Source organism: Flavobacterium taihuense (genome assembly GCF_019351435.1).
Classification (GTDB): domain Bacteria; phylum Bacteroidota; class Bacteroidia; order Flavobacteriales; family Flavobacteriaceae; genus Flavobacterium; species Flavobacterium taihuense.
Genome location: NZ_JAHWYN010000009.1, coordinates 154,463 through 164,288 on the forward strand (window position 1 = coordinate 154,463; position 9,826 = coordinate 164,288).

The 9,826-nt window shown below is 36.1% G+C and carries 7 protein-coding genes; all 7 read left to right on the plus strand.

All coding sequences use genetic code 11. The features are described from left to right. Window positions 1-381 precede the first annotated feature (381 nt). Entirely contained in the window at window positions 382-2,625 is a 2,244-nt protein-coding gene (locus KZH69_RS11995; protein WP_219317713.1) for a tetratricopeptide repeat protein, read from the plus strand. Between the two features lie 328 nt (window positions 2,626-2,953). Next, window positions 2,954-4,339, plus strand: coding sequence for a PSP1 domain-containing protein (locus KZH69_RS12000; RefSeq protein ID WP_219317715.1), 1,386 nt, complete (start codon window positions 2,954-2,956; stop codon window positions 4,337-4,339). Further along, complete coding sequence (locus KZH69_RS12005; RefSeq protein ID WP_219317717.1) at window positions 4,323-4,802, plus strand: gliding motility lipoprotein GldH; 480 nt, start codon at window positions 4,323-4,325, stop codon at window positions 4,800-4,802. The genes KZH69_RS12000 and KZH69_RS12005 overlap by 17 nt, the downstream gene beginning before the upstream one ends. 9 nt (window positions 4,803-4,811) lie before the next feature. After that, on the plus strand, window positions 4,812-7,130 hold the full coding sequence (locus KZH69_RS12010) for a penicillin-binding protein 1A (protein WP_219317719.1): 2,319 nt from the start codon (window positions 4,812-4,814) through the stop codon (window positions 7,128-7,130). Window positions 7,131-7,377: 247 nt separating this feature from the next. Continuing rightward, entirely contained in the window at window positions 7,378-8,079 is a 702-nt protein-coding gene (locus KZH69_RS12015) for a CoA transferase subunit A (protein WP_219317720.1), read from the plus strand. Window positions 8,080-8,200: 121 nt separating this feature from the next. After that, on the plus strand, window positions 8,201-8,860 hold the full coding sequence (locus KZH69_RS12020; protein WP_219317721.1) for a CoA transferase subunit B: 660 nt from the start codon (window positions 8,201-8,203) through the stop codon (window positions 8,858-8,860). A gap of 174 nt (window positions 8,861-9,034) precedes the next feature. Then, complete coding sequence (locus tag KZH69_RS12025; protein ID WP_219317722.1) at window positions 9,035-9,643, plus strand: putative outer membrane beta-barrel protein; 609 nt, start codon at window positions 9,035-9,037, stop codon at window positions 9,641-9,643. The last annotated feature ends 183 nt before the right edge of the window (window positions 9,644-9,826 follow it).

Consider the following 9,826-nt stretch of genomic DNA (forward strand, 5'->3'; position numbering starts at 1 on the left):
CTGTTAGAAAAGAAAGTACTAAAGATAAAAAAAAAGCAACAACCCGTAAGAAATAATTAATTAACATTTAAAACACATATTAACAATTGTTTATACTTAAATTTAATGATTACAAAATACAAAGGCGATTGTTTTTTGGTTTCCTCAAAACTATTATTGATGTAAAAAAAATCTTCTTTTTTCGTATATATAACTTTATGCTCTTTTGGCTTTTTTACTCCTTGTAACCTAACCCAAAAATACTATCTTTACCTATCAGACGTTTCAAAATACAAAATCAATAAATTAAAATATTCATCTTAAATTGATAGTGAAACACTTGAATTATAATTCCGAATCCTATTCTCATTTTGAAATTATTTTTAAACAAAATCTTGTTTTATGCAGCGTAAGTACGTCTTATTTATTATTTTAATTCTCCTTTCATTCGTTGCATTTAGAATTTTTATAGTAGATAGTTATTCTTCAAAAGAAGAAAAATACAGTTTAATATCGAATGAAAAAAGTACTTATGTAGGTGACCAATCCTGTAAAGAATGTCACAAAGCAGAGCATAAGGAATGGAAAGAATCACATCATTTTATGTCAATGTTACCGCCATCGGAAAAAACAGTAAAGGGAAATTTTGATAACATCACTCATATAGCCGACGGAGTTACCAGCAGATTCTTTAAAAAAGGAAACAAATATTTCATCAACACAGAGGGTGAGGATGGCAAAAATCATGATTACGAAGTAAAATACATCTTCGGTTTTACTCCATTACAGCAATATCTGGTTGAATTCCCAGGAGGGAGACTACAGGTTCCAAGGGTGAGTTGGGACACCAAACAAAAAAAGTGGTTTAACCAATATGCCAAACAAACCGTCTCTTCACACGACTGGCTGCATTGGACTGGAAATTCTCAAAACTGGAATACGATGTGCGCTTCCTGCCACTCGACCAATCTCCAAAAAAAATATGATGACAAAACAAATACTTACAAAACGAGCTATAGTGTCATAAATGTGAGCTGCGAGAGCTGTCACGGAGCTGGAAAGGAGCACAGTGATTACATTAAGAACGAAGATTATAAAGACGGTAATAAAATAAAAGGCAGTTTTCTTAAATTGATTAAAAACGGAAACCAGCTTGAACAGATAAACACTTGTGCTCCTTGTCATGCCCGGGCATCTGAGATTAGCAATAATCATATTCGGAGCAATGAAATCATGGACAATTATATTCCGCAGATTCCCGATACAGAGAATTTCTTTGCAGATGGACAAATTGATGACGAAGATTATATCTACACTTCATTCCTGCAAAGCAAAATGTTCAGCAAGGGGGTAAAATGCAGTAATTGTCATAATCCGCATTCGACAAAACTAAAAAAAATAGACAATCAGACCTGCTTACAATGTCATAATCCGCAAAAATACAATTTACCTACTCATACTTTTCATCCTGTGGGAAGCCAATCTGCACTCTGTGTGAGCTGTCACATGCCAGGAAAAATATATATGGGTAACGATTTGAGACACGACCACAGTTTCAGAGTGCCAAGGCCAGACTTATCCGAAAAGTATGGAACGCCAAATGCCTGCAGCAGCTGTCATCAGGAAAAATCAAACAAGTATCTAGCTGATGCAATAGTAAAATGGTATGGGCCAAAAAGAAAATACCATTTTTCCGATGATCTTATTCCGGGAAGTCAATTGGACTCAAAAAGTGAAGCGCACCTGATAAAACTGATTGAAAACAGTCAAACACCAGACATAATTAAAGCAACTGCCGCTTTTTATCTGGGGAACATTCAAACAGAACCTAGCCTAAATATACTCTTAAAATCTTTAAAAAATAAAGATGCGCAAGTAAGATACCGCTCATTGAGAAGTCTGTCAAATTTTGAGCCAAGGAGCTGGATAAATCAAGTAGGATATTTACTCTCGGATAAAGTAAGAGCTGTGAGAATAGCGGCAGCCGATCTTTATATTACTATTCCCCAAGAACAAATACCAAGTCAGCACAAAGATGCTTTTGTGGCCGCGCACAAAGAGCTAAAAAAATATTTGCACTATCAAACCGATTTTTCTGTCGGAAACGTAATGCTGGCTGATTACTACCTTAAGCTGAAGGATTATGGCAATGCGGTAAATTATTATGAAAAAGGATTGAAAAAAGACAGCCAAATGAATTATGCTTTACTTAATTTATCTACAACTTACAATTTGCAGGGAAATAATGAACAAGCCTTAAAATCATTGGAAAGAGCCTTGAAAAACGATTCAAAAAACGCGCGTATTTATTACAATATGGCATTGCTTTATAACGAAATGAGCAACCAGCCCGAAGCAGAAAAAGCTTTTGCAAAAGCGGTCGCTCTGAAATCAGACAATCCAAGGGTTTACTATAATTACGGCTTACTTTTGATTCAAAGCAAAAAATTCAAAGAAGCTGAAGTGGTGCTAAACAAAGGAATCGCAATAAATCCATCGGCACCTGAACTTTATTATGCATTGACCTTTCTTTATATACAAACCAACGACACAACAAAAGCACAGAAAGCAGTACTTCAATTGAAGCAATTGGATCCAAACAATCCTGAATACCAAGGATTATTTAAAAATATGGGAGTATACTAATGGATCTAAAAGCAATAGCAAAAACACAACGCTAATTCATAAAAAAATGTAAAAAAAAACACATCATAAATAATTTTGTATTCGATTAAACTCGGCATAATCCATTTACAAAAAAGGGTTCAAAAGAGAATTTTTTAGGTTTAAAATATCTAATTTGGACTACAATGGTTTTTATTAAATCGCGAATTTCTATAGTTTTTCTTTAGCATAAATTTATGAATATTTGGCGTTTTCAGCTCTTGTAACATAAACCAAAAAAATACTATCTTTACCCATTAAACGTAATACGAACTTAAATTGCTTCAATAGCAATACTACATATATCATTATGGCATGTACAAGTTGTTCAACTTCAGACGGTGGTTCACCAAAGGGTTGTAAAAATAATGGGACTTGCGGCACCGATAGCTGCAATAAATTGACTGTTTTTGATTGGCTTTCGAACATGAGTTTACCCAATGGTGAAGCTCCTTTTGACTGTGTCGAAGTCCGATTTAAGAATGGTAGAAAAGAATTTTACCGCAATACCGAGAATTTGACTTTAAGCATGGGTGATATTGTGGCAACTGTCGCTTCACCTGGTCATGATATTGGAATTGTAACACTTACAGGAGAATTGGTAAAAATTCAAATGAAGAAAAAGGGGGTAAATCATTTGAGTAATGAAGTACCGAAGGTATATCGAAAAGCAACTCAAAAAGACATCGATATTTGGACAACAGCCCGAAACAAAGAAGAACCAATGAAAGTGCGTGCACGAGAATTGGCGATTGCACAAAAACTGGAAATGAAAATTTCTGATATTGAATTTCAAGGTGACGGGTCGAAAGCTACTTTCTATTATACGGCCAATGACAGAGTCGATTTTAGGCTTTTAATCAAAGATTTTGCCAAAGAATTTAGTACCAGAGTTGAGATGAAACAAGTTGGTTTCCGTCAGGAAGCAGCTCGTTTGGGCGGAATTGGTTCTTGTGGTAGAGAATTATGTTGTTCTACTTGGTTAACAGATTTCAGAAGTGTTAACACCTCTGCGGCGCGTTACCAGCAATTGTCCTTAAACCCGCAAAAACTAGCCGGTCAATGCGGTAAATTGAAGTGTTGTTTGAATTACGAATTGGACACTTACATGGATGCTTTGAAAGATTTTCCAGAATTTGACACCAAATTGATTACCGAAAAAGGGGATGCTATTTGTCAAAAGCAAGACATTTTTAAAGGTTTAATGTGGTTCGCCTACACCAATAATTTTGCTAATTGGCACATTTTAAAAATTGACCAAGTCAAAGAAATTATTGCCGAAAACAAATTAAAAAACAAAGTTTCGTCACTAGAAGATTATGCTATTGAAGAGGTTGCAGAACCAGAGCAAAATTTCAATAATGCGATGGGTCAAGAAAGTTTAACTCGTTTTGACCAACCAAAGAGAAAGAAAAAACCAGCCAAAAAACCTAGAGTAGCTGGAGAAAATGCAATCGTGCCTAATAGTACAAATAAACCAACTATTCAAAAAAATAGTCCCCCGAGCAATGTAAACGCTAACGTTCCCAACAAAGAGAATCCTGTTAAGGAAAATCCTAACGGCAACAATGGAAATAGAAATCGTAATAAAAATAATCGCAAGAAACCCAACAACAATCGTCCTCCTTCAGCTGAGAACAAAACAGAACAGCCTAGAAAACCAATAATTATTAAAAAAAATGACAATAAAGAATAGTCTTTTACTCCTTTTTGTAACAGCACTCCTTTTTTCATGTGATAAAAAAAGAGTTTTTGACGAGTATAAATCTGTGGGTAGCGCCTGGAACAAAGACAGCATAGTCACTTTTGATTTGCCTGATTTGGATTCAACAAAAAGATACAATTTATTTGTAAATTTAAGAAATAACAACAATTACAAATACAACAATCTGTTTCTAATTGTGTCCTTAGAAAGTCCAAATGGGTATACTAAAGTAGATACTTTAGAATACCAAATGGCCGAACCTGACGGGACGTTATTAGGCGATGGCTTTACTGATCTCAAAGAAAGCAAACTCTACTACAAAGAAAATGTTCGTTTTAGAGGTAAATACAAAGTACATATCAAACAAGCAGTGAGAGAAAACGGAAAAGTGCCAGGAGTTACTTTTTTAGAAGGAATCACAGAGGTAGGTTTTAGAATAGAAAATAAAGATTAGAACACGATTATGGCTATTAAAAAAAGTAACGCTCAGACAAAAGGCATCGATAAAGATGTTAAATATTATTCCAATAAATTTTGGAAAATTTACTTTTATGGATTGGGAATTGTCGCTTTATTCTTCCTGTTTGCATCTTGGGGTCTCTTTGGATCTATGCCTTCATTTGAAGATTTAGAAAACCCAGATTCCAATCTTGCCACCGAAATCATCTCTTCTGATGGAGTGGTTTTGGGGAAATATTTTAAACAAAACCGTTCTGCATTAAAATATTCTGACTTACCAAAAAACTTAGTTCAAGCCTTGATTGCTACTGAAGATGCTCGTTTTTATGAGCATTCTGGAATTGATGGAAGAGGAACCCTAAGAGCCATCGCCAGTTTGGGAACTAGTGGAGGAGCCAGTACCTTAACCCAACAATTGGCTAAACAGTTATTTCACGGTGAAGGGTCTAAGTTTTTGCCTTTTCGAATTGTACAAAAAGCCAAAGAATGGATCATCGCTATTCGTTTGGAAAGACAATACACCAAAAACGAAATCATTGCCATGTATTGTAATGTGTATGATTTTGGAAACTATTCCGTAGGGGTTAGTTCCGCCGCAAAAACCTATTTTTCAAAGGAGCCCAAAGATTTAACCATTGACGAATCCGCTATTTTAGTGGGTATGTTCAAAAACTCAGGGCTTTACAATCCAGTAAAAAATCCAGTTGGAGTAAAAAACCGAAGAAATGTAGTGCTTTTGCAAATGGAAAAAGCAAACCTTATTACCGAAGACCAAAAACTTAAATTGCAAAGCTTGCCTATCACGCTTCATTTCAAACTAGAAAGCCATAGAGAAGGAACTGCTACTTATTTTAGAGAATACCTTCGTGATTATATGAAAAAATGGGTGGAAGAAAACAAAAAACCTGATGGTTCTGATTACGACATTTACAAAGACGGACTTAAAATCTACACCACTATCGATTCCAGAATGCAAGCGTACGCCGAAGAAGCAGTTGCGGCCCACATGGCCAATATGCAGGAAGAATTTTTCGATCAAGCCAAAGGCAATAAAAACGCGCCTTTTGTAAACATTTCTGAAGCAGAAACACAACGTATCATCAATCAGGCTATGAAATCGTCTAACCGATGGACCGCATTGAAAGAACAAGATAAAAGCGACGAAGAAATCATCAAAACTTTCAGCGAAAAAACAAAAATGACCGTTTTCACTTGGAAAGGAGAAAGAGATACTATCATGACTCCTCTGGATTCCATTCGTTATTACAAACACTTTTTACAAGCAGGTGTAATGTCTATGGAACCTCAAACGGGTAATATTAAAGTTTGGGTTGGTGGTATCAACTACAAGTATTTTCAATACGACCACGTAGGGCAAGGTGCAAGACAAGTTGGTTCTACCTTCAAACCTTTTGTTTATGCAACCGCTATAGAACAATTGAATATGTCTCCCTGCGATTCGATACTTGACGGTCCATTTATCATTCGCAAAGGACGTCACCACGTAACCGAAGATTGGGAACCTAGAAACTCCGATAATAACTATCGAGGAATGGTAACTTTAAAACAAGCATTGGCTCACTCAATTAATACTGTTTCGGCCAAATTGATTGACAAAGTTGGCCCAGAAGCCGTAATTGAACTGACGCATAAATTAGGAGTGAAATCTGAAATCATCAATCAGCCGTCAATCGCTTTGGGAGCTGTGGAAATTACAGTAGAAGATATGGTGGCTGCCTTCAGTACATTTGCTAACCAAGGAGTTTATACCAAACCGCAATTCTTGTCTAAAATTGAAAATAAAAGCGGTGAAGTTATTTACGAACCTATCCCAGAATCGCATGACGTTTTGAACAAAGACATCGCATTTGCAGTAATTAAATTATTGGAAGGTGTAACCGAAACTGGTTCTGGTGCCAGATTGAGAACTCAAAATGGAGGAAACGGGGACAAACGCTGGACAGGATATCCTTATATGTTTACAAATCCAATTGCCGGAAAAACAGGAACCTCACAAAATCAATCCGATGGTTGGTTCATGGGAATGGTACCCAACCTAGTAACAGGTGTTTGGGTAGGCTGTGAAGACCGTTCTGCACATTTCAAAACGCTTACGTTTGGACAAGGAGCAGCTACATCATTACCAATTTGGGGTTATTTCATGAAAAAATGCTATGATGACAAAGGATTAAACATATCCAAGGAAGATTTTGAAAGACCTAAGAATCTTTCCATCAAAGTAGATTGTTATACCCCACGAGCAGCCGTAGTTAAAGACTCCACTGCCACTCCGGAACAAGATACCGAAGAGTTTTCATTGTAAAAAATACATAATAGAATTCAAAGAGTCATTTTAGTCAATCTAAAATGGCTTTTTTTGTTTGTCCACATTTAATAAAATTTTTGAAAACAAATAATGTGATTATTTTACTAAATTTGCTTTAAAAATTAGTTATTTTCAATTGAGGTCCTTTTTTTAATACATTAAATAGTAATACTTCACAGAAAATCGAAATGCACTAATTTTCAAAACTCATAAACGAAATCGATATAGTTATAAATAAATCATTATGATTAACAAAAAAGTAAATACCGTTCAAGAAGCACTAAAAGGAATTGAAAACGGAATGACCCTTATGCTTGGTGGCTTCGGATTATGTGGCATACCCGAAAACTCTATAGCCGAATTGGTTCAAAAAGAAACCACAAACTTGACCTGCATCTCCAATAATGCAGGTGTTGATGATTTTGGACTTGGATTGCTTCTGCAAAAAAAACAAATCAAAAAGATGATCTCTTCCTATGTAGGGGAAAATGCTGAGTTCGAACGCCAAATGCTTTCCGGTGAACTTGAAGTAGACCTCATCCCACAAGGTACTTTGGCCGAAAGATGCCGAGCGGCACAAGCGGGTATTCCTGCCTTTTTCACACCCGCCGGTTATGGAACCGAAGTTGCTGAAGGAAAAGAAGTTCGGGAATTCAATGGTAAAATGCACATTATGGAACACGCCTTCAAAGCCGATTTTGCCATAGTAAAAGCCTGGAAAGGAGATACCGCAGGAAACCTCATCTTCAAAGGAACAGCCAGAAACTTCAATCCTTGTATGTGTGGTGCCGCCAAAATTACGGTGGCCGAAGTCGAAGAATTGGTTGAAGCTGGAACATTAGATCCAAACCAAATTCATATCTCAGGAATTTTGGTGCAACGTATATTCCAAGGAAAAAAATATGAGAAACGAATTGAACAACGTACAACCAGAAAAAGAGAATAAATTTTAGTTCCGAAGGCTTTCGGGAGCAGACCCAGATTTCAGACTGCAAATATGAGAGCACAGAATATAGCCGTCGGATTTTAGAAAACAGATAATCTTAGATTTTAAAACATAAAAGCACATGGCATTAGATAAAATAGGAATTGCAAAACGAATTGCACAAGAATTAAAAGACCGCTATTTCGTTAATCTAGGGATTGGAATACCGACATTGGTTGCCAACTATATTCCGAAAGGAATTGACGTCGAATTTCAAAGCGAAAATGGCGTTCTGGGCATGGGGCCATTTCCTTTTGAGGGCGAAGAAGATGCCGACATCATCAATGCAGGAAAACAAACCATAACGACCTTACCGGGAGCTTCTTTTTTTGACTCCGCAACCAGTTTCGGAATGATTCGTGGACAACATGTCGATTTGACCATTCTTGGTGCTATGGAAGTCTCAGAAAATGGAGACATCGCCAACTGGAAAATCCCTGGGAAAATGGTAAAAGGAATGGGTGGTGCTATGGATTTAGTCGCTTCCGCCGAAAATATCATAGTTGCCATGATGCACGTCAACAAAGCGGGTGAGTCCAAAATTCTTAAAAAATGCACTTTGCCTTTAACCGGTGTGGGTTGTGTAAAAAAAGTAGTCACAGAATTAGCCGTTTTAGAGATTACCCCAAAAGGGTTTAAGTTATTGGAACGCGCACCAGGAGTTACAGTTGAACATATTATTGCATCTACTGAAGCTGACTTAATCATAGAAGGAGAAATACCAGAAATGATAATTAATTAACAAACGGTCCAATTTAGATTAAAAAAATTACTCGTAGGAATTGTTTTTAGACTTAAAACAAGATTAACCTAACTAGCCAAAATATAAACCATTTAAACAGTTTCTTTAACATATAATTTGTAATCTTTTTAATTTTTTATTTATATTTGTTAGAAACAAACAAAACAAAAAATTATGAAAAATTACAAATTAATACTAATCGCGCTTTTATTTTCAACAGGTATGATGGCTCAAGATAGAGGTTCAGTAGTGCTTGATGTTTATGGCAGCTACACGTTTTCAAATAACGTTAACTTTGATTATGGAGACCTTAAAATTGGAGATGGCCTTACATATGGTGCCGGATTTGAATTTTTTCCTCAAAAATCAACATCTGTAGAACTTAAATATTTAAGGTTTGACACTTCAATGGATGTAGATGTACCAATTGCCGCTAACGATGTTAATGGTGACGGAGCTTTCAACTATATCTTAATAGGGGGCAATCATTACTTTGATAACGGAAATAATGCGGTTCCTTATTTAGGAGGTGGACTTGGTGTTGCAATTACTGAAGGTCCATACGGAGGAAGTGATACCAACTTTGCGTGGGAAATAAAAGGAGGTGTAAAAATAAAAACTGCTTCTATTGTTTCTATAAGCCTTCAAGCTAATCTTATATCAACTGTTGCTCCTTCTGGCACGGACACCTATTGGGGATATTGGGGCCCTGTAGCAGTGCAGGATTATGCCTATTCTTATCAATTTGGGCTGGGTGCTATCTTTGGTTTCAACTTTAAATAAGAAAGAAACCTACATAAAAAAAAGCAACTCAATTGAGCTACCGTCTGGACACAACTTTTTTTATCTTTGAGATAAAAAAATGCAGACAAGACATTTTGAAGATTTAAAAGACAAGCGATTGTTGAATAGAGGAAATTCTATTCTCAATCGCTTGTTTGCTAAGAGTATTTATTCGATACGTCA

Excerpts from the sequence above, each read along its gene's own strand:
- KZH69_RS11995 (WP_219317713.1), top strand. The coding sequence starts at position 382 with ATGCAGCGTAAGTACGTCTTATTTATTATTTTAATTCTCCTTTCATTC.
- KZH69_RS12000 (WP_219317715.1), top strand. The coding sequence starts at position 2,954 with ATGGCATGTACAAGTTGTTCAACTTCAGACGGTGGTTCACCAAAGGGT.
- KZH69_RS12005 (WP_219317717.1), top strand. The coding sequence starts at position 4,323 with ATGACAATAAAGAATAGTCTTTTACTCCTTTTTGTAACAGCACTCCTT.
- KZH69_RS12010 (WP_219317719.1), top strand. The coding sequence starts at position 4,812 with ATGGCTATTAAAAAAAGTAACGCTCAGACAAAAGGCATCGATAAAGAT.
- KZH69_RS12015 (WP_219317720.1), top strand. The coding sequence starts at position 7,378 with ATGATTAACAAAAAAGTAAATACCGTTCAAGAAGCACTAAAAGGAATT.
- KZH69_RS12020 (WP_219317721.1), top strand. The coding sequence starts at position 8,201 with ATGGCATTAGATAAAATAGGAATTGCAAAACGAATTGCACAAGAATTA.
- KZH69_RS12025 (WP_219317722.1), top strand. The coding sequence starts at position 9,035 with ATGAAAAATTACAAATTAATACTAATCGCGCTTTTATTTTCAACAGGT.